We start from the raw sequence: 19,424 nt of genomic DNA, 5'->3' as shown, positions 1-19,424 counted from the left end.
TCACCCGAGTACATCCAGTACGCGGGCAATGCTCCGCCTTGCGATGCACCGCACCGGACGCCGCGAGCTTTCCGGCAAACCTTTCCGGCCACAGCCCTAGCGGACCTGGCCGCCCTCGAAGTAGGCGATCAGTTCCGGGTCGAGTGCGGGCACCTCGTACGGCACACCGCCCTCGCGCAGGGAGCGGGTCGCGAGCACGCCGGCGGCGACGCTCATCCGGGCGGCGACCGGCGAGGTGTCGGTGACGCCCCCCTCGCGCACGAACCGGCAGAACTCCCGCATGATCCGGGTGTCCCCGCCGCCGTGCGTGCCGCCCGCGTCCGGCACCCGGTAGGTGATGTCGGCGTCGCGGCGGTATCCGCTGGGGCCGGAGTTCCAGACCCTGACCTCGTCGCCGGGACCGTCGCCGAAGTTCTCCAGCCGGCCCTCGGTGCCGATGACGGTGTAGTTGCGCCAGTAGTCGGGGGTGAAGTGGCACTGCTGGTAGGCGGCCACGACGCCGTTGTCGAGCTGCATGTTCATCACCGAGACGTCCTCGACGTCCACGATGTGGTGCAGGTCCTTGCGGGCCGTGGGCGGCCAGTCGAACTCCCGCAGCCAGTTCTCCGGGCGCGGGGTGTCCGGCTCGCGGCGCGGCAGGTCGCCGTAGACGAGGAGGTCGCCGAGCGCGTTGACGCGATGGGTGTAGCCGCCGGCCAGCCAGTGCAGGACGTCGATGTCGTGGGCGGCCTTCTGGAGCAGCAGGCCGGTGGTGCGGGTCCGGTCGGCGTGCCAGTCCTTGAAGTAGTAGTCACCGCCGTAGCCGACGAAGTGGCGCACCCAGACCGTCCTGGGCTCGCCGATGTCGCCGCGGGCGATGATGTCGCGCATCAGCCGCACGACGCCCATGTGGCGCATGTTGTGTCCGACGTACAGCCTGGTCCCGGTCTCGTACGCGGCGCGCAGGATGTTGTCGCAGCTCTCGACGGTGATGCCGAGCGGCTTCTCGACGAAGACCGCCTTGCCGGCCCGCAGCGCGTCGACGGCGATGGTCTCGTGGGTGTCGTCGGGGGTGGCGACGACGATCGCGTCGAGGTCGTCCCGGCCGAGGAGCAGCTTGTAGTCCTCGACCGCGACATCGGTGCCGAACCGCTCGGCCTCGCGCCGCCGCACCTCGGGGTCGAGGTCGCAGACGGCGGTGACCGCCGACCCCTGTCCGGGGTGGTGGGCGGAGGTCGCGATGGAACGGCGCAGGCCGAGCCCGATGACGCCGAGTCGCAGGTCTGACACGGTGGTCCCTTCTCTGTCTGTACTGGTGGTGCGGGGTCCGCACCGTGGTGCGGGCGGGTCCGTACGGGACGGGCTCATAGTTCACGACAGTGCACACCAGTGGCAAGAGTTGTTCATTTCTCGCACTTATCAAACACGAACGGGCATAGATTTGCCGTGCAGCGTGCACGGTGCGCACAGCACCGACGGTGCGCAGCAAAAACGGGGGCGGGCACCCCGGGCGCGGGGCGCCCGCCCCCGTGGGGCGGCCGTCGTTCAGACCGCGACGACCGTGACGCCGGCCTCCGTGAAGCGGGCGGTCGCCTCGGGGGCGATCCCCTTGTCGGTGACCAGGAAATCGACCTGCCCCAGATCGCAGACCCGGGCGAAGGCCCGCTTGCCGATCTTCGAGGAGTCGGCGGCCACGACCACCCGTTGCGCCTGCTGGGCGAGCAGCCGGTTGATGCTGGCCTCGCCCTCGTGGTGGACGTACGCTCCGCGCTCGGTGTCGATCGCGTTGACGCCCAGCACGGCGACGTCCAGGGTGATCTCGCCCAGCACTCCGCTGGCCAGCGGGCCCGTCAGCTCGTACGACTGCGGCCTGGCCACCCCGCCGGTCACCACGATCTTGATCTGCGGGCGGATCACCAACTCGTTGGCGATGTTGAGCGCGTTGGTGACGACGGTCAGCGTCGGCTGGCCGCCCGCCCCCATGGCGCCCTCGCCCACGATGTCGGAGCGCATCGCCAGCGAACGGGCCACCTCGGTCAGTGTCGTGCCGCCGGTCAGCCCCACCACCTCGCCGACCGCCACCAGTTCGGAGACCGCGCGGCCGATGGCCTGCTTCTCGGGGGCGTGGCGGCCGGTCTTGTAGCGCAGGGCCAGTTCGTAACTGACGCCGTGCGCCACCGCGCCGCCGCGGGTACGGGTGAGCAGCTGCTGCTCGGCGAGCTGGTCCAGGTCGCGGCGGATGGTCGCGGCCGAGACGTCCAGCGTGGCGGCCGCGTCCTCGACCTCCACCCGGCCGTTCTTGCCGACGAGTTCCAGCAGCGCGTTCCACCGGGCATCCCTGGACAAGAGAACTCTCCTCACCGGCCCGGCCTTCGGGCACCCATCCCCTTGGATACGGTCGCCGGACACGCGCAAGCGTCGCACAAGGCTCCGCCCAGTCAAGCATCCTGCAAGTTTTTTGCTTGAAGATGTTCATACAGCGCGTGTAACGTGCGCAAACGAGCATCCACTACGAGTACGGAGTGCAGACGTGTCCTTTGTCGAGACCGAGACCGCCAGTCAGCCGGAGTGCTGGCGCCGTGCCGCCGAGCTGGCCCGGACCGACGCGGGCGCACTGCCCGCCACCGGCGAGCGCATCGCGGTCGTCGGCTGCGGCACCTCGTTCTACATGGCCCAGGCGTACGCCGCGCTCCGCGAGGAGTCCGGTCAGGGCGAGTCCGACGCCTTCGCCGCCTCGGAGTTCCCGTTCGGCCGCCGCTACGACCGGGTCGTCGCCCTCACGCGTTCGGGGACCACGACCGAGGTGCTGGAGCTGCTCGGCCGGCTCCGGGGCACCACCCGCACGGTGGCCGTCACCGCCGACCCGGACACCCCGGTCATGACGGCCGCCGACGACGTCGTCGTGCTCGACTTCGCCGACGAGCGGTCCGTCGTGCAGACCCGGTTCGCCACCACGCTGCTCACCCTGCTCCGCGCCCACCTCGGCCTGCACACCGACGACGTGGTCCGCGACGCGGAGACCGCGCTGGCCGAGCCGCTGCCCGAGGGCCTGCTGGAGTGCACCCAGTTCACCTTCCTCGGCCGCGGCTGGACGGCGGGGCTCGCCAACGAGGCGGCGCTCAAGATGAAGGAGGCGTCGCTGTCCTGGACGGAGTCGTACCCCGCGATGGAGTACCGCCACGGTCCGATCAGCATCGCCACCACCGGCACCGCGACCTGGATGTTCGGCACCGCTCCCGAGGGGCTCGCGGAGCAGGTGCGGTCGACCGGCGCCCTGTGGGTGGAGAGCGGCCTGGACCCGCTGGCCGAGCTGGTGCGCGTCCAGCGCCTGGCGATCGCCCGCGCCGCCGCCCGCGGCCTGGACCCGGACAGCCCGCGTCACCTGACCCGCTCGGTGGTGCTCGCGGAGGGCTGACCGGCCGGTCGCTTCCCGGCCGCGGCCGCCACGTTCCCGGAGGGGCCGGACACCCGGCCCCTCCGGATGCGCGTCGTGCTCAGGACTCCTCGAAGTAGGCGTCCAGGACCTCGTCGAGTTCCTCCGCCCACTTCTTGAGGTCGCTCCTGGCCGGTGCCTCGACCTCGGCGTTGAACCACCGGCGGGTCGACATGTGGACCGTGACGGTGAACCGGCGGCCGAACCGGGGGGTCTTCACCTCGACGGCCCCGATCTCGTCCCACCGGAAGTCGGCCTCCTGGTCGTCCAGGCGGAACCGGACGCCGGTGCGGTCCACGGTGATCGACCCGCGGCGGTCGCTCACCTCGAACGCCGGTCCGTCCGCCGCGGGGCCGTCCGCCTTCTCCCCTTCCTCCGCCGCCGGTTCGGCGTCGGCCCCGGAGTCGGCCTCGGACGTGCCTTCCCCGGCCCGCTCCCCGGCGTTCCGTTCCGGCTCCGTCCTTTCCGGGTCCGTCCTTTCCGGCTCCGCCCCCGGTTCCGTCTCCGGGGCCGCTTGCCGGCTCGTGTCCGGTTTCACGGCGGTGGCGGGGGCCGTGAGACCAGGGATGTACGCCGGGTCTGTCCCTGCGGCGTACCCGGGCTGAGTGTTCGGATCTATGCGCTGCTCCACGGCGGGCAGTATGGCCGACGAACCTGTACGGAGCCAGCGCCCCTGCCGCGCGGGGCCCGTCGCACCCTCCTACGGGCCCGTGTGCCCCGGGTCAGAGGCCGCGGGCCGCCAGGAGTTCGGCCGTCCGGTCCAGCGGGAGCGCCGGGACGTGGTGTCCGGCCCGGCCGGTCATCGCGTGGGCGCCGGTGAGCACATTGAGCACCGCCTCCTCCACCGACTCGACCACCGCTTCGTAGAAGGGGTCCATCCGGCCCCAGGGCACGAAGCGCATCGACTCGTACGGCGCGCTGCCGTCGTTCTCGGGGAACGTACTGGTCAGCGCGGACGGGTTGGCCGTGGAGAAGGCCAGGAAGAGGTCGCCGGAGAAATGGCTGCCGGTGGTGCCGGTACGGGCGAGGCCCAGCGTCACCCGGCGGGCCAGCGCCTTGCACTGTCCCGGCAGCAGCGGGGCGTCGGTGGCCACCACGACGATCACCGAGCCCGCGCCGGGCGGCACCGGGCGCTCCCCGCCGGGTTCCGCGGCGGGTGGCTCCGCCACCGGATCGGACAGTTCGCGCCCCACCGGCACCCCGGCCACGACCAGTTCGCGCCGTGCGCCGAAGTTGGCCTGGACGAAGGCGCCGACGGTGTACCGGTCCTCGCCGTACCGCACCACCCGCGAGGCGGTGCCCGAGCCGCCCTTGTAGCCGTAGCAGCGCATGCCCGTGCCGCCGCCGACGCAGCCCTCCTCGACCGGGCCGGAGGCCGCCGCCTCGATCGCGGCCGCCGCGTGGTCGGGCCGCACGGCCGCGCCGTGGATGTCGTTGAGGTGGCCGTCCCAGGTCTCCGTGACGACCGGCAGCAGCCATTCCGGCGCCATGCCGCCGCAGTTGGCGCGCACCCACTCGACGACGCCCCGGTGGACGGGGCCGACCGCGTACGTGTTGGTGACGACCACCGGCACGGCGAGCGAGCCGCTCTCCTCGATCCAGGCGGTGCCGGTCATCTCGCCGTTGCCGTTGAACGAGTGCCAGCCGGCCGCGCAGGGCGTGCCCACGCCCTCCCGGCCGCGCGGCAGGAGCGCGGTCACTCCCGTGCGCACGTCGTCGCCCTCGACGAGGGTGACGTATCCGACCTCGACGCCCGGCACGTCCGTGATCGCGTTCCACGGACCGGGCTCGCCTGTCAGAGGGATGCCCGCCTCGCGTGCGCGCTTGCGGCCCTCGCTCCGGTGATCTGCGTTCATGCGGTGAGAGGTTACGGGAACGACGCGCGCCGAACGAGAGGCCCTAAGGGCTGTCCACGACGATCGCGGTCACCAGGAGGCCGTCCGCGGCCAGCCACCGGCCGCGGAACCCCGACGGGTCCTTCGGTGCCCCGGCCGCCGGCTCCGGCACCGCGCCGGAAGGCGTCCGGGTGTTCGCACCGGTTCCCTTCGTCGCCGGGGAGGCCAGGATCTCGGCGGTGAAGCTGCCGTCCGGGTGGAGCACGATGTCGGCCTCCTCGAAACCCAGCCACCGGCGGGTCAGCGGGAACCACGCCTTGTAGACGCTCTCCTTCGCGCTGAACAGCAGCCGGTCCCAGTGGACGTCCGGGTTCTGCCTGCGCAGCTCGTGCTCACGCAGCTGTTCCGCCGTCAGCGCGATGTTGTCGTGCACGTCCTCGGGCAGCGGGGCGTTGTGTTCGGCGTCGATGCCGATGGTGAGCACGTCCGCGGCGTGCGCCACGACGGCGGCGCGGTAACCCGTGCAGTGGGTCATGCTGCCGACCGTGTTCGGCGGCCAGACCGGGGCACCGCGTTCGCCCTTGAGGATGGGGCCGGGTGCGATGCCCAGCTCCCCGAGCGCGCGGCGCGCGCACTGACGCGTCGTGGTGAACTCCCGCTTCCGCTTCTCCACGTAGCGGTGGACCAGTTCCTCCTCGGCCGGCATCAGCACGGCGTCGGGCAGGTCGGAGAACGCCTCTGCCGCTGCCACTCCCGACGGCAGAATCTTCTCGATCACGATCTCCCCTTGCCTGCTGACTGTCCACGCCCCGCGCCGGCCCCGAAGCCGGTCCGGGCACCGGACGGCCGCCGCGCGGGACGCACCGCCGATACGTCCCGGCCGCACCCGGCACGGCCGGGTGCCGTCCGAACCGGCGTGCACGACGGTATCTCGTGGTCCGCACCGTCGTGCACGAAGGGGTCCCGCGCGAACGGCCGTCGGTCCGGCCCGGGGTGGGGCGGTGTCAGGACCCGGCGGGCCGCGGCCAGTGGATCCGGGTGGCGCACAGGGAGACGAGGAGCGCCGAGGCGGCCACCGCGCCCATGCCCCAGACGAGGCTGCCGGCGTTCGCTATGAAGCCGATCACCGCGGGCCCGGCCAGCAGGCCGGTCGTTCCCATGGCGGCGACCAGGGCCAGCGCGTCGGTGCCCTGTCCCGCCGCCGCCACGTAGACGCACGGCGTGACGGCCGCGACGCCCAGTCCGACGCAGGCGAACCCGATCAGCGTCGGTACGACTCCACCGGCCGTCAGGGCGAGCGCCAGCCCCGTACCGGCCACCGCGCTGCCGACGCGGACGATGCGGCCGTCGCCCCAGCGGCTGCGCCAGCCGTCGGCGAAGACCCGGGCCAGCACCATCATCCCCGAGACGACCGCGATGCCCAGGGGCGCCAGTTCCGACGCCGCGCCGACCACGTCCTCCAGGTAGAGCGCCGACCAGTCGTTCATGGCGCCCTCGGTCACGGTGCCGAAGACCATCGCGCAGCCCATCCACATCGTCACGCGGGACGGCATGGTGAGCCTGCGGCGGCCCTTCTCCGACGCCTGCTGGTCCGCGGCCTGCTGGTCCGCGGCCTGCTGATCCTCTGTCAGCAGTCCCTTCCGGGTCAGTCCGACCAGCAGCAACAGGACGGCGGCGGCCACCCCGAAGTGCACCGCCACGTCCGTGGTCACCGCGTTCACACCGGAGGCGAGCAGCGCGGCGGACAGGGAGCCGGCGCTGAACGTCGCGTGCAGTCCGGCCATGGCGGTGCGCCGGTGGGCGGCTTCGAGCGCCGCGCCCTGGGCGTTCATCGCGACGTTCAGGCTCCCGACGGCGACCCCGTCGCAGCAGATGACCAGGAGCGCGACCGGATAGTTGGGCGCCGCGGAGAGCGCGAGCAGGAGCAGGCTCAGGCAGCCGACCGACACGAGTGCGAGGCGGCGCGAGCCCATGCGTCTCATCAGGACCGCGACGAGGGGGAACGAGGCCGCCGCGCCCGCCCCGCAGGCCATCAGCAGCAGGCCCAGTTCCGCTTCCGTCAGGCCGAGTTCCGCCTTGAGCGCGGGGAGCCGGGACGCCCAGGTCGCGTACTGGAACCCGAGGAAACAGAACAACGCCGCGATCGCCAGTTGTGCTCGGCGGAATTCGTCACGAACGCCAGACATGTGAAATCAGCTCACTTCGTCTTCCAGAGGTACCCCGTGTGCCGGTGCATCGGCGAGGTTCGTTCTTCCGGCCCGGACCCCCGGCACCGTCCTGGCCCCCGGCACCGTCCTGGACATGTACACCGCGTCCGCCCCGTAGCTCGTCGGCGGTGCGATCTCCCGACGGGCCCGGTATCCGTGTGCCGCCCAGAAGGTGTCGCTGCCGCGGACGGCGACCAGGGACACCTCCTCGTACCCCTTCGACCCCGCTGTCGCGGTGAAGTGGCGCAGGAGGTTCCGCGCGAGTCCTCTGCCGCGGAATTCCCGGGCCACGACGAGGTCGTGCAGATGCAGATTGCGCGAGTGGAAGACGATGCCCTCCTTCCGGTCCAGGTCGGGGTACTCGGACTTCGGGTAGGGCAGGGCCAGCAGATATCCCGCGATCCGGCCGGCGTGGTCCAGGACGAAGCAGGTGGCCGGCGAGGCGCCGGCCCTGGACTGCAGCGCGGCCCGGCCCTCCGACAGTCCGTCGGCGGTGTACTCGTCGGCCTCCAGCGCGGTGATGCCGTCCCAGTCCTCGTGGGAGATGTGTCGTATGCGCACCTCGTGACCCCTCTAGTCGCCGCGCGTCCACGCGTACGGAAGCGGATCGAAACCGTTGAATCCCCGTGTCATGTATCCGGTCGCGTAGGCGCCGCTGGAGAGGATCCACACCGGGTCCCCCGAGGCGACCTCCCTGGGTACCGGAACGCGGTTGTGCTCGTGGGCGAAGGCGTCGTCGCTGTCGCAGGTGGGGCCCGCGACGACGGCCGGGACGTGGTCGCCGCCGTCGTGCGAGGGGAACAGCAGCCGGTACTGCAGCTGGTCCGTCTCGTAGAGGCCGTTGAACTTTCCGCAGCTCAGGTACAGCCAGTTCTCGCGTGCGCCGTCGAGCTGCTGCCGGGATGACAGCCGTGCCACATGTGCTCTGATCGCGCCGTGGTCGGCCACCAGATGGCGGCCCGGCTCCATGAGGAAGTCCAGCGGTGCCTCCGACACCGCCGCGAGGTGCTGCGTTCCCTCGCGGATCACGGCGAAGATCTTGTCCACCGGCGGGTCCAGGGGCCGGCCCCTGTTGTCCAGGTAGCCCAGTGCGGGCAGCCCTCCGCCGAGATTGACGTGGTCGGGGAGGATGCCCCGCCGGTTCAGCACCGTGAGCAGGTCGGCGAGGGACTCGAAGGTCTCCTGCCACGCCTCCGGCGTCATCTGCTGGGAACCGACGTGGACGGACAGGCCGGACGGGACCAGACCGGCCGAGCGCGCCGCCTCCATCACGAGCACCGCGTCGGCGGCCGAGCATCCGAACTTCCGGCTGAGGCCCCAGAGTGCCCCGTTCCCGTTGGTGGCCAGCCTGCAGAAGACCCGGGCGCCGGGGGCGTGGGCCGCGATCGCCGCCACGTCCTCCAGGCTGTCGGTCGCGAAGCTCCTGATCCCGAGGCGATGGGCTTCGGCGATGTTCCGGTCGGACTTGATGGTGTTGCCGTAGTGGATCCGGTCGGCCGGCACACCGGTCCGCAGGGCCTGTGCCAGCTCGTTGGGACTCGCCGCGTCGAAGCCGGAACCCCGCTCCGCCAGACAGGCCAGAACCTCGTCCACCGGGCAGGCCTTCATGGCGAAGCGGACGGAGATTCCCGGCAGTTCGCGCAGCAGCGCTTCGTACTGCGCCGCTATCCCGGTGAGGTCGAAGACGATCCGGTCGTCGTCGGCCGCCGCCAGCGCGGCGCGCAGATGTGTGTTCAGGTGCATGATGGTCCGGTTCCGCCTACCGGTCCGACGGGTGGAGGCCGGTGGTCCCGCTCGCCCGCACCAGGGGTTCCCAGGACTCGGTCAGCAGCGCGAAGTCCTCGATGTCCGCACGGGCCTCTTCGAGCAGCCGTCGGCCGCTCGCCATCAGGACGTCGGCGAACTCGGCGTATCTGCCGCCCAGTTTCCGGTAGGAGCGGTCGAGGACGTCCAGCCGGTGCACGTTCTCCGCCCGGTCCGCCAGGGCGCTCTCCCGGGCGAGCGCGGCCACCGCCGCCGGCCGGACGTGGTGCCGTTCGTCGAGCAGTGCGGGACCGGCCGCCGCCATCCTCCCGTAGATGAAATTGAAATAGAGCATCGAGAGGAAGAACTTCGCGAACCGCATCTGGTAGGCCATGAACCCGGCGTCGGTCCTGCGTTCCGCGGTGTGGAAGTTCACGATGTTGCGGTTGTGCAGGACCCCGGGCAGGGTGCCGTCGTGCACCAGGTGCATGAGGAAGTAGTCGCTGCCGATGGTGTCGGTCGCGGGCGGCAGCGGCACCCGCTCGTACACCTCGTCCAGGAAGCTGATGTTGCACATGTCCACCCGCATCGGATCGACGTGGGTGAGGACCGAGTGGTCGCGGACGAACGGGTCGGTGCCCGCACCCCGGAAGGATTCCTCGACCAGTTCCCGCTTCTGTTCGTCCGACCAGTGCCCGGGGGCCCACAGGCTGACGACGTCGTGGTAGACGTCGCTGTCCAGCCGGGCGATCTCGCCGATGTCCACCGACAGCTCGCCGACGAAGGAACTTCCCACCATCGCCACGGGTTTGTGCGCGTGCTCGGGGCCGAGCACGGTCTCGCTCACCCCGGCCTCCGCATCGGCCGCGGTCCTGCCGAGCGAGGCGAGTTCGTGGTGGACGGGGAAGACGGTCTCGCCGTCCAGGACCTGGTACGTGCTGTCGGAGTCCCGGCGGTGCACCGACCGGCAGCCGAGCGCGGCTGCGATCAGGAACGCCCGGTTGGTGCAGGCGCCGTAGGAGACGCCGTCCGGGAGCATGAGGTCGAGCATCAGGTCGGGCTCGGCGACGCCGGAACGCCGGATCACCCGCCGCAGGAAGTCCCGCTGCTCCGCCTCGTCGAGGTGGTGCACGACCACGTGCGGGGCCCGGCGCGCCCCGGCGACGACCCGGGCGTGTTCCGCGAATTCCCGTTCGTTCGAGGAGTCCAGGATCAGCAGGTGCACCTCGACGCCGAAGTGTTCGGCCGCGTGGTCCGCCTCCTCGCCGACGGCCGAGATCGTCGCGGCGCAGGCCCTGTTCGTCGGAAGGGTCAGACAGATTCTGCGCATGCCCGCCCCCCGGTCGACCGCTCGTTCTCCCGCCCGCGCCAGGACTTCAGTCCCAGCAGCTTCTCGCCGAGGTCGTTCAGCGTGGCAGTGCCGTATCTGAGGGATTCGTGCTTCGTGACGTCACCGACGAGCGTCCTGTTCCATTCCGGGGTGCGGAGGTGGCGCCAGGACTCGATCCGGGAGCGCCGCAGTTCCTCGTGCGATTCCAGCGCGGGCATCATGGAGAGGTACTGGACGGCGCGGACCTTGTCCCGCGAGGTGTTGCGGGCCGCTCCGTGCGCGAGCAGGCCGTTCCAGATCAGCAGGTCCCCGGCCCCGAGCTCCGGGCGGACCACGGGGAATTCCGCACGGTCGGTGTGCGGCCTGATCGGGTCCCGGTCGGCGGGCTGCCCGCTCCTCCACTCCTCGAACCGGCAGAAGAGCTCCGGCGAGCACTGGAAGCCGCCCGCCTCCGGTCGGGTGTCGTTCAGCGCGATGATGCCCTGGACCCGCTGGGGCAGGACACCGAGGGTGGTGTCGACGTCCCAGTGGAGCTCGATGTCGAAGCCCTTGTCCGTGGGTGCGATGAGCGCGCGGTCCCGGTTCTTGACGTTGGGCGGGTTGAGGTTGAGCCGGTCCAGGGTCACCCACAGCTCCTCGCAGTCCCACACGTCGACGAAGGCGTCGTAGACGCGCTGCGCCTGTCGGCTGTCCCAGACGAGCTGGTGGTGGTACGCCTCGACGAACCCGTAGACGTGCAGTTCCCGGTCCAGGTCGTCCCGGAAGGGCCGGTCCTCGTACCAGGTGTCGGGCCGGTCCGGGTCGAGGCCCTGGAAGTCCCAGGTGAAGTCGAGCAGACGGCGCGCCGCGGCGGCCGGGATCGCCTCCCGTACGACGACGTAGCCGTAGGTCTGCCAGAAGTCGAAGTCCGCCTCGGACAGCACCCGCAGTTCCCGTGACTTCCGGATGTCCCTCAGCGGTGTCTGCGCCAGGTAGGACTCGCCGTCCGAGCTGAAGTACGGGCGGTCCGAGGGGGACCGGTACAGATGGGGGTGGGGCGTCGTCATGCAATCACTCCAGTGCTCGGGTTCTTCGTGGCTGGGCGGCCCCCTACCGCTCCCCCTGCGGTACGGGTCCGGGCACTTCGCCTCGGTGGGTGCCGGACACGGCCTCGGCGCCGTCGTCGTCGACCGGCGTCGGTACGGCGCGTCGGGCCGTGCGACGGGTGTGGTTCGGGTTGCGCGGGCGGCGGGCCGGCCCTTCCCACCGACCTCGCGCGTCCGGCCCGGCGGACGGGGCGGGAGGCCGTGAGGAGGGCGGCGTCACATCGCGTGTGAAGGACGGTGTTCGGCGGCTCTGCCGGTCCGGTGGGTCACGGCGGTGCCGTCGGCTCTGTCGGCTCCGTCGGTGTGGTGGTTCGCGCCCGGCCCGGCGGACGGAGCGGATTTCGGGAAAGGGACGTTTCCCAGTGCCTTGCTCACGTCTTCGCGGTCCTCCGGTCGAGCAGTTCCCGCCTCGACTCTGGTCGACCCCGGGGCGTCCGCCAAGCCTTTCGGTGTACGCCGAATCGTCCCGGCGGTGGGCCGGGCCGGCCCGCCGGTTTCCGGCGCAACCGCTGGTGAGAGGCGTGACATCGCGCTTTGGGGCACAGGTGGCACCACGTTCCGGCCAGGCTCGGCACCGGGCCGGCGAGCGTCGCGAGGATCGCGGAAGATGCAACACCGGGCCCGGCGGGGGACGCGGCAAAACACAACACCGGGCCCGGCTCGGAGCGCCGTACCCGGTGTTGGGTTTCTCGCGGAGTCCGTCGGACCCGTCGGTCAGCCCTGCGGTGCCTGTTGGCCCGTCAGACACTGTGTCAGTGTCACGCCCGAACGGTTCAGTTCGTACAGGACGCGCGTACCGGCCCGGTGGCGTTGCACCACACCGGCCGAGACGAGTGCCGAGAGGTGCTGGGAGACCGTGCTCGCGGCGAGCCCCAGATGGTCGGCGAGCGCGGAGGTGGTGATCGGTTCGGCCAGTTCGCGCACGACCGAGGCGCGCCCCCTGCCCAGCAGGATCGCGAGGCGGTCCTCGCGCCGGTCCTGCACGGTGCCGTCCTGTTTCGGGTCGGTGTGCAGGAGTCCCGCTCCCCGTGCCGCGAAGGAGACCGCGGTCCGTCCGCCGACGGCCGACCACCAGGGGGTGCCGTCCGCGAACATCATCGGCACGGCGGTCACCCGGTCCGCGCCGTCGGTGCGTTCGGACGGCAGCCCCAGTTCGTGGAGGAGTGCCGCTCCCCCGCTCATCGCCAGAGTGCGGGAGCGGAAGAGGATCTCCTCCTCCAGGCAACGCGCCAGTCCGGCCTCGCGCGGCTCGATCGCGGCCTGCCAGAAGTTCGCGAACTCTGCCGACAGGTAACGGAGTTGCGTCCTCGGGTCATGGAGCAGCGCGGCGATCAAGGGGTCCTCGACGGCCGTCGGGTACTCCCTGGTGATCTCGTCGCGGACCAGTGCGGCCGGTGTGCGCGCCAGGTCGTGGAGCTCCTCGGCGATCCTCGCTCGCCGCGAGGCGAAGCCCGCTCCCAGGAACGAGGGGACGCGCCCGCGGGGCCGGGCCAGGGCGGCCACGGCCCTCAGACGCGGCGTCAGCGCCCCGTACGCCTCGCGGGCCCAGGAGCGATGGGGCCAGGGAGCGTCGGGACCGTAACGGGCCAGCAGCGCGACGGCACCGAACACCTGCCACAGATCGCACAACGCGAGCCGTACATCGGGCTGCCGCCGGTCCATCAACCCTCCCGGCCCGCATGCGGACGCGCCGGTACACGCACTTCGGCGAAGATCTGACGGTACGTCAACTGCCTTGTTCTGAAATGGAGTTCGCATCCGGCGAGTGGCACGTCCACACCTGAAGCACATAACGGCTCGCACACGAACCCCGCCCACCCCTCGTGGTCCAGACCAATGATGCATGAGCTTTCGGCACCCGCCGGGCGGCTGTCAAGAACGTTGTGCCCCAGGTCACACGGCCGTCGCCCGGGGCGAGCGGGCGGCCACGGAAAGTCATGCGGTTCGCCCCGGGCATGGTGCCCGAAAGTGTGTCGACCTCACGCCGAAAGACGCACCGGAAGCGCCTTCGACCAGGCCAACAGCCCTCCGGTGGACACTTGCCGGTTCCTCTTCCGACACTCCGCCGCAACCCGTTTCCGGCCCGCTCGGCACCTCTCGCCGACGTGGTCGCGACGGGCTCGGCTCACCCCGTCCGGGAGCCGGCGGACGCCTCGCGCAGGGCTGCGGCGACGGTTTCCAGCACCTCGACGGGGCGCAGCAGGTCCTCGGGGCCGATGGGTGGCCTGCCCGTACGGGCCATCTCCAGGAACGCTTCGAGGCCCGGCACGCAGTAGTCCGCGCCGGGAACGATCCTCCGCTGGACCATGGCCTCGCGGGTGAACACCATCGCGTGGAACGGGATCTGCTCCGTGCTGCCCGGCCGGACGAGGTTCACGACCACCCGGGTGCCGCCCGCGGTGAACGACGCGGTGACGGTGGTTTCGGTGAGGTCCGTGCGGATGCCGGAGACCGCTCCGGGGGCGAGCCGGAGGGCGAGGTCCACCGCGTGGATGCCGTAGAAGAAGATCCCGTCGTACTCGCTGTCGGGGTCGGCGGGCCCGGACACGACGACCAGGTGCGGAGTGCCGTTCGCCGCCGACCGGGCCGCCAGTTCCTCGGTTTCGGGGAGCAGGCGGAGCGCCGAGAACGAGGTGAGCGGCGCGTCGTGGGCGAGCGCGGTGTCGATCATGACCCGGGCGTCCTCGACGGTGTGGGCGAGCGGTTTGTCGACGAACACCGCGAGGCCCTCGGCCAGGAAGGGGACCGCCAGCTCGCGGTGGCGCGCGCCGTACCGGTCCGCGACGACGACGGCGTCGACCAGCCCGAGCAGCCCGGTGGGCTCGTCGACGATCTTCGTGATCCCGCCGGTGGCCGCCAGGGCGTCGTTGCGCGGGCCGTGCCCACCGCCGAGCGCCACGACGCGTGCGTCGCCGCCCGCCCCGTCGACGTTGAGGTGGCGGACGATCTGATCGACATGACTGCTGTCGGTGCCGACGATCCCGATGCGCATCCGGAGACGTTCCCTTCGACGGTGACCGGCGGCCCGCCAGGTCGTGGTGCGGCACCGAGTCTCGCACAGGGGGTGAGCGGCTCGTCGCGCCCACCACCGGACCCCCGCCCGCGGGCGCGCGGGCGTGTACGGGCGCGGGCGCGCGGTGCTCGCGCGTCCCTTTCGGGCGTGCTTGTCACCACCCCGGGCCAGGCATTACTGTCACCACGCCTTGGTGAACGGGAAATCCGGTGTGATACCGGTGCGGCCCTCGCCACTGTGATCGGGAAGTCCGGCTCCAGCCCTCGCGGGCAGCCACTGGGTCCTCGGACCCGGGAAGGCGGAGCACGGGCGGTGGTACCCGTCAGCCAGGAGACCGGCCAAGGCGCGTCAACCATCCACGAGGTGCTGGAGAGGGTCTACTGAGCCATGCACATAGCCGAGGGCTTTCTGCCTCCGGCGCACGCGATCGCCTGGGGCGTCGCGTCCGCGCCGTTCGTCGTACACGGAGTACGGTCACTCACCCGTGAGGTCAAGGAGCACCCGGAGAGCACCCTGCTCCTCGGCGCCTCCGGTGCCTTCACCTTCGTCCTGTCGGCCCTGAAACTCCCTTCGGTCACCGGGAGTTGCTCGCACCCCACCGGTACCGGGCTGGGCGCCATCCTGTTCCGGCCGCCGATCATGGCGGTGCTCGGCACCATCACTCTGCTCTTCCAGGCGCTGTTGCTGGCCCACGGCGGCCTGACCACGCTCGGCGCCAACGTCTTCTCGATGGCGATCGTCGGCCCCTGGGCCGGGTACGCGCTGTACCGGCTGCTGCGGCGGTTCGACGTGCCGCTGATGGTGGCGGTGTTCTTCGCCGCGTTCGTCGCCGACCTCTCCACCTACTGCGTCACCAGTGTGCAGCTGGCGCTGGCCTTCCCCGACCCGAGCAGCGGATTCCTGGGCGCGCTCGGCAAGTTCGGCTCCATCTTCGCCGTCACCCAGATCCCGCTCGCGGTGAGCGAGGGGCTGCTGACGGTGGTCGTGATGCGGCTGCTGGTGCAGTCCAGCAAGGGCGAACTGACCCGGCTGGGCGTGTTCCTGGCCGGCCGGGCGAACCGGACCGGCACGCCCGAGGGAGTGGCCCGATGAGCCGTAACGCGAAGATCAACACCCTGTTGCTGCTCGTCGTGGCCGCGCTCGCGGTGCTGCCGCTGGTGCTCGGCCTCGGCGACCACAAGGAGGAGCCGTTCGCGGGCGCCGACGCCGAGGCGGAGACGGCGATCACCGAGATCGAACCGGACTACGAACCGTGGTTCTCGCCCCTGTACGAACCGCCGTCCGGCGAGATCGAGTCGGCGCTCTTCGCCCTCCAGGCGGCGCTCGGCGCGGGTGTCCTCGCCTACTACTTCGGGCTCCGCCGGGGCCGCCGCCAGGGCGCGGAACTCGCCCAGTCCCAGGCACAGACCCGGCCACAGTCGCAGCAGGGCACCGGGAGTGCGTCCGTCGGCGCCGGGGGCTCCCCCGTCGAAGGGGCCTGAGCCCGCGTGCTGCCGATCGACGAGGCGGCGCACAGCAGCCGCTGGCGCCGCCGTCACCCCGTGGACAAGGCCGTGCTCGGACTCGGGCTCACCGTGCTCGCGATCTCGCTGCCGCCCTGGCCCGGCGCGGCCCTCGTCCTGGTGACGGCGCTCGTGCTGCTGGTCGGCCCGGCGGGCGTGCCGGGCCGACGGCTGTGGCGGGCGTACCGGGTGCCGCTGGGGTTCTGCGTGACCGGGGCGGTCACCCTGCTCGTGCAGGTCGGCGGCCCCGACGGGTTCGTGGCCCTCGCCGACGGCGGACCGGTCCGGGCGGGGGAACTCCTGCTGCGCACCTCGGCCGCCTCCCTGGGAGTGCTGCTGTTCGCCTTCACCACACCGATGTCCGACCTGCTTCCGCGCCTGGTGCGGGCCGGGGTGCCCGCGCCGGTCGTGGACGTCGCCCTGGTGACGTACCGCATGAGCTTCCTGCTGCTCGATTCCGTGCGTCTGATCCGTCAGGCGCAGGCGGCCCGGCTCGGGCACACCACGCGGGCCGCCACCTGGCGGTCCCTCGGCGGGCTCGGCGCCACCGCGTTCGTCCGGGCCTTCGACCGGGCGGCGCGGCTCCAGGCCGGGCTCGCCGGCCGCGGCTACGACGGCACCCTGCGCGTCCTGGTGCCCGAGGCCCGCGTCTCCGTCCCCTTCACCGCGGCGAGCCTCGCACTGCTCGTGGCACTGACCGTCCTCGCCCTCGTACTGGAAAGGCCGCTGTCATGAGCGAGCCCGCCGCCCTGGTCGCCCTGCGGGGCGCGTCCTTCTCGTACGAGGACGGGCCGACCGTGCTCGACGGGCTCGACTTCGAGGTGCGCGAGGGGCGCGCGCTCGCGCTGCTGGGCCGCAACGGCAGCGGCAAGACCACGCTGATGCGGCTGCTCAGCGGCGGGCTGAGGCCGCACACCGGCCGGTTGACCGTCGAGGGGCACCCCGTCACGTACGACCGCAAGGGGCTGACCCGGCTGCGCACGACCGTGCAGTTGGTGGTGCAGGACCCCGACGACCAGCTCTTCGCCGCGTCCGTCCTCCAGGACGTGTCCTTCGGCCCGCTCAACCTCGGCCTGTCCGACACCGAGGTGCGGGCCCGCGTCGACGAGGCGCTCACCGCCCTGGACATCGGCGCGCTGGCCGACCGGCCCACCCATCTGCTGTCCTACGGGCAGCGCAAACGGACCGCGATCGCCGGCGCCGTCGCCATGCGGCCCCGGGTGCTGATCCTCGACGAGCCGACCGCCGGACTCGACCCGGACGGCCAGGAGCGGCTGCTCGCCACCCTCGACCGGCTCCGCGCGAACGGCACCACCGTCGTCATGGCCACCCACGACGTCGATCTCGCCCTGCGCTGGGCCGACGACGCCGCGCTCCTCACCGCGTCCGGCGCGCACACCGGCCCGGCACCCGCCGCCCTCGCCCGCACCGACCTGCTCCGGCAGGCGGGGCTGCGCCTGCCGTGGGGCGTCGCGGCGGCCCGGCTCCTGCGCGCGCACGGGCTGTTGGCCGACGACGCGCCCGGCCCGCGCACCCCGGAGGACCTGGCCGCGCAGGTGCCCGGGGTCCCGGCCGACGGCTGAGCCATCACGACCACCGCGAGCGGCACGAACGGTCCGGGCGAGGGACCGGGTCAGGACGGCTCGGTCCCCTGCCCCTTCCCCAGGGGCGAACACCGGTAGCGCAGTGCCCGGCCCACGATCCTGAAGCGCTCGCGCCCCTTCGCCGAGAACGGGTTCGGCAGGTCGAACACCCGACGGCGCGCGGGGTCGAGGGCGGCGGTGATCAGCAGGATGCGGTAGCGGCTGCCCCGCGCGTGCCGACGGGCCGTCTCCACCTCGGACGGCCCCAGCTCGAACTCCACCCACTCGGCACCCGGTTCGCTCAGCGCCTTCACCTCGTACAGCCGGGTGGTGTCGCGCCACGCCACCTCGAAGTCGTAGCCCAGGCCGTCGGACGCCTCGCGGTCGCCGTTGACAACGGCGGCGTAGCCCGACCTCCACCGCACGTCGGAGTAACGGCGCTGGAGCCAGGCGCGCGCCGCGACCTCCCCGACGAGGCCGATGGCGGACCGCTGGTCCTCGTTGGTCCGGTTCGTCCCCGCGACGACGATGCGCGGCTCGGGGGAACCGCTTCCGCCCCGGGACGGGGAAACATCGCCGAGGGTGTCGAGGCGCACCCTGCCGGACGGTGCGGAGCCGGGCGAGCGCCGCCCGGACGCCGCGTTCGCTGCGGCGCACGAACGCCCCGGACTTGAGTTCCATGGCGAGTGCGACGACGGCGACCAGCCACTCCCTGCCCTCGACCAGCGCTGCCGTACGGGCGTCCGGTGCGATCGGCACGCCGTCCCGGTGGCGCACCTGGACCCGGGTGGCCGAGGTGCGTCTCACCGACAGGCCGTTCTCCTCGGCCAGGCGGACGAGGGCCTCGCCGGACTCGGCCGGGGCGACGAGCACGGGGGGCCCGCCAGATCGATCAGCGCCTCCTTCAGCGGGTCCGCCTCGTCGCAGATGTGGACCGGTGTCCCGTCGGCCGCCGGTGCCAGGGTGCCGAGCGTGTTGGCCCGGCTGGCGACGAGCCGGACCTCCTCGCCCGGCGCCCAGGGCCACCGGCCCGACCGGGCGAGGTGCGCCCAGGCGCGTTCGTGCTGCCTCCGGAAGGAGACGCTGAGGTAGGCGGGCACGTCACCTGCGTCGAGCGCGTCGACGAGCTGTTTCACGCCCGCTCCGGCGTGCTGTTGGTCGTCCCACTTGCGCAGGCCGAGCCGGACGAGCCGGGCGACGGCCTCCTCGTCGGTGAGCAGCCGCCGGGTCGACAGGGCCAGTTCGGTGATGGCGCGGAAGTTCGCCCCGGTGAAGCCGAGGCCCTCGTTGGCGACGTAGAGAACCCCGCCGCCCGCCTGCCCGACCGCCAGGACGGCGATCCTCCCCGGCGCTTCGGTGCCGAGGGCATCGTGTCCGTTCTGGACGGGTTCGAGGATCGTACGGCCCTCGTACTCCTGGGCGGTGTCCTCGCTGACGGACTTCAGGCTTTCGGCGAACCGCCAGGTCTCGCCCGCGTCCCGGTAGATCTCGATCCGCCGCCGGGGCAGAGCGGTCACGGCCTCGCGAAACCCCTCCCCGTTCACAACGTCCCCCCACTGTCGTGGCTGCCGCCCCCGACTCTCGCCCGCACCGGCACGCTCCTGTCGCTCCGCCCTCTCCCTAAGGGCTGTCCCGTAATCCCCGGTGGATCAGCGCGCGGCGTCAGATGCGGTGCATCGCAAGGCGGAGGGGCGTCCGCATACTGGATGTATTC

Annotated in this window: 19 protein-coding genes and 1 riboswitch; of the genes, 5 read left to right on the top strand and 14 right to left on the bottom strand. The window is 72.0% G+C overall.

Annotated features, from left to right (window positions below; all coding sequences use genetic code 11):
* Positions 1-96: 96 nt before the first annotated feature.
* Both ACWCXX_RS37490 and ACWCXX_RS37485 read right to left on the bottom strand, forming a co-directional pair.
* The gene (locus ACWCXX_RS37490) at positions 97-1,269 is read right to left on the bottom strand and encodes a Gfo/Idh/MocA family protein (RefSeq protein WP_451135270.1); all 1,173 of its coding nucleotides are present in this window, start codon (positions 1,267-1,269) and stop codon (positions 97-99) included.
* Positions 1,270-1,524: 255 nt separating this feature from the next.
* Positions 1,525-2,325, bottom strand: coding sequence for a DeoR/GlpR family DNA-binding transcription regulator (locus tag ACWCXX_RS37485; RefSeq protein WP_451135268.1), 801 nt, complete (start codon positions 2,323-2,325; stop codon positions 1,525-1,527).
* Between the two features lie 184 nt (positions 2,326-2,509).
* Between ACWCXX_RS37485 and ACWCXX_RS37480 the strand changes: the two genes are divergently transcribed.
* Positions 2,510-3,394: an SIS domain-containing protein gene (locus ACWCXX_RS37480; protein ID WP_451135266.1), complete on the top strand. Its 885-nt coding sequence runs from the start codon at positions 2,510-2,512 to the stop codon at positions 3,392-3,394.
* A 79-nt stretch (positions 3,395-3,473) separates the two neighbouring features.
* On the opposite strand, the gene ACWCXX_RS37475 is transcribed toward ACWCXX_RS37480, so the two are convergent.
* The 10 genes from ACWCXX_RS37475 to ACWCXX_RS37430 form a co-directional block, all read right to left on the bottom strand.
* Positions 3,474-4,043 (bottom strand): hypothetical protein, encoded by a 570-nt coding sequence (locus tag ACWCXX_RS37475; protein ID WP_451135264.1) that lies wholly within the window; start codon positions 4,041-4,043, stop codon positions 3,474-3,476.
* A 91-nt stretch (positions 4,044-4,134) separates the two neighbouring features.
* Positions 4,135-5,268: a DmpA family aminopeptidase gene (locus ACWCXX_RS37470; RefSeq protein ID WP_451135262.1), complete on the bottom strand. Its 1,134-nt coding sequence runs from the start codon at positions 5,266-5,268 to the stop codon at positions 4,135-4,137.
* 43 nt (positions 5,269-5,311) lie between these two features.
* Positions 5,312-6,025: a 4'-phosphopantetheinyl transferase family protein gene (locus tag ACWCXX_RS37465; protein WP_451135260.1), complete on the bottom strand. Its 714-nt coding sequence runs from the start codon at positions 6,023-6,025 to the stop codon at positions 5,312-5,314.
* Positions 6,026-6,251: 226 nt separating this feature from the next.
* Positions 6,252-7,433, bottom strand: coding sequence for an MFS transporter (locus tag ACWCXX_RS37460; protein ID WP_451135258.1), 1,182 nt, complete (start codon positions 7,431-7,433; stop codon positions 6,252-6,254).
* A gap of 6 nt (positions 7,434-7,439) precedes the next feature.
* Positions 7,440-8,015, bottom strand: a complete 576-nt coding sequence (locus ACWCXX_RS37455; RefSeq protein WP_451135256.1) for a GNAT family N-acetyltransferase — start codon at positions 8,013-8,015, stop codon at positions 7,440-7,442.
* Positions 8,016-8,027: 12 nt separating this feature from the next.
* Positions 8,028-9,197 (bottom strand): type III PLP-dependent enzyme, encoded by a 1,170-nt coding sequence (locus ACWCXX_RS37450; protein ID WP_451135254.1) that lies wholly within the window; start codon positions 9,195-9,197, stop codon positions 8,028-8,030.
* A 16-nt stretch (positions 9,198-9,213) separates the two neighbouring features.
* Positions 9,214-10,527, bottom strand: a complete 1,314-nt coding sequence (locus tag ACWCXX_RS37445) for a DUF6271 family protein (RefSeq protein ID WP_451135252.1) — start codon at positions 10,525-10,527, stop codon at positions 9,214-9,216.
* A complete protein-coding gene (locus ACWCXX_RS37440) occupies positions 10,509-11,573 on the bottom strand; it encodes a phytanoyl-CoA dioxygenase family protein (RefSeq protein ID WP_451135250.1) in 1,065 nt (354 codons plus the stop codon). Before ACWCXX_RS37440 ends, ACWCXX_RS37445 begins: the two co-directional genes overlap by 19 nt.
* Before the next feature lie 753 nt (positions 11,574-12,326).
* Positions 12,327-13,274, bottom strand: a complete 948-nt coding sequence (locus ACWCXX_RS37435; protein ID WP_451135248.1) for an ArsR/SmtB family transcription factor — start codon at positions 13,272-13,274, stop codon at positions 12,327-12,329.
* Positions 13,275-13,737: 463 nt separating this feature from the next.
* Positions 13,738-14,604, bottom strand: coding sequence for a Gfo/Idh/MocA family protein (locus ACWCXX_RS37430; RefSeq protein ID WP_451135246.1), 867 nt, complete (start codon positions 14,602-14,604; stop codon positions 13,738-13,740).
* Between the two features lie 195 nt (positions 14,605-14,799).
* Positions 14,800-14,982, top strand: a riboswitch (cobalamin riboswitch).
* Between the two features lie 30 nt (positions 14,983-15,012).
* Between ACWCXX_RS37430 and ACWCXX_RS37425 the strand changes: the two genes are divergently transcribed.
* From ACWCXX_RS37425 to ACWCXX_RS37410, 4 genes are read left to right on the top strand one after another with little or no spacing between them, the layout of a single operon-like run.
* Positions 15,013-15,717, top strand: coding sequence for an energy-coupling factor ABC transporter permease (locus ACWCXX_RS37425; RefSeq protein WP_451135244.1), 705 nt, complete (start codon positions 15,013-15,015; stop codon positions 15,715-15,717).
* On the top strand, positions 15,714-16,106 hold the full coding sequence (locus ACWCXX_RS37420; protein ID WP_451135242.1) for an energy-coupling factor ABC transporter substrate-binding protein: 393 nt from the start codon (positions 15,714-15,716) through the stop codon (positions 16,104-16,106). The genes ACWCXX_RS37425 and ACWCXX_RS37420 overlap by 4 nt, the downstream gene beginning before the upstream one ends.
* A gap of 6 nt (positions 16,107-16,112) precedes the next feature.
* Complete coding sequence (gene cbiQ, locus ACWCXX_RS37415; RefSeq protein ID WP_451135240.1) at positions 16,113-16,862, top strand: cobalt ECF transporter T component CbiQ; 750 nt, start codon at positions 16,113-16,115, stop codon at positions 16,860-16,862.
* The gene (locus ACWCXX_RS37410; RefSeq protein WP_451135238.1) at positions 16,859-17,710 is read left to right on the top strand and encodes an energy-coupling factor ABC transporter ATP-binding protein; all 852 of its coding nucleotides are present in this window, start codon (positions 16,859-16,861) and stop codon (positions 17,708-17,710) included. The genes cbiQ and ACWCXX_RS37410 overlap by 4 nt, the downstream gene beginning before the upstream one ends.
* 50 nt (positions 17,711-17,760) lie before the next feature.
* Here the strand turns inward: ACWCXX_RS37410 and ACWCXX_RS37405 are convergent, their stop codons facing one another.
* Both ACWCXX_RS37405 and ACWCXX_RS37400 read right to left on the bottom strand, forming a co-directional pair.
* Positions 17,761-18,306, bottom strand: a complete 546-nt coding sequence (locus ACWCXX_RS37405) for a protein NO VEIN domain-containing protein (protein ID WP_451135236.1) — start codon at positions 18,304-18,306, stop codon at positions 17,761-17,763.
* Positions 18,307-18,513: 207 nt separating this feature from the next.
* A complete protein-coding gene (locus ACWCXX_RS37400; RefSeq protein ID WP_451135234.1) occupies positions 18,514-19,227 on the bottom strand; it encodes a hypothetical protein in 714 nt (237 codons plus the stop codon).
* Positions 19,228-19,424: the final 197 nt, after the last annotated feature.

Source organism: Streptomyces sp. NPDC001732, from assembly GCF_053596315.1.
The sequence above is the reverse complement of the archived record's forward strand: the minus strand, read 5'-3'. Positions and strand labels throughout refer to the sequence as shown.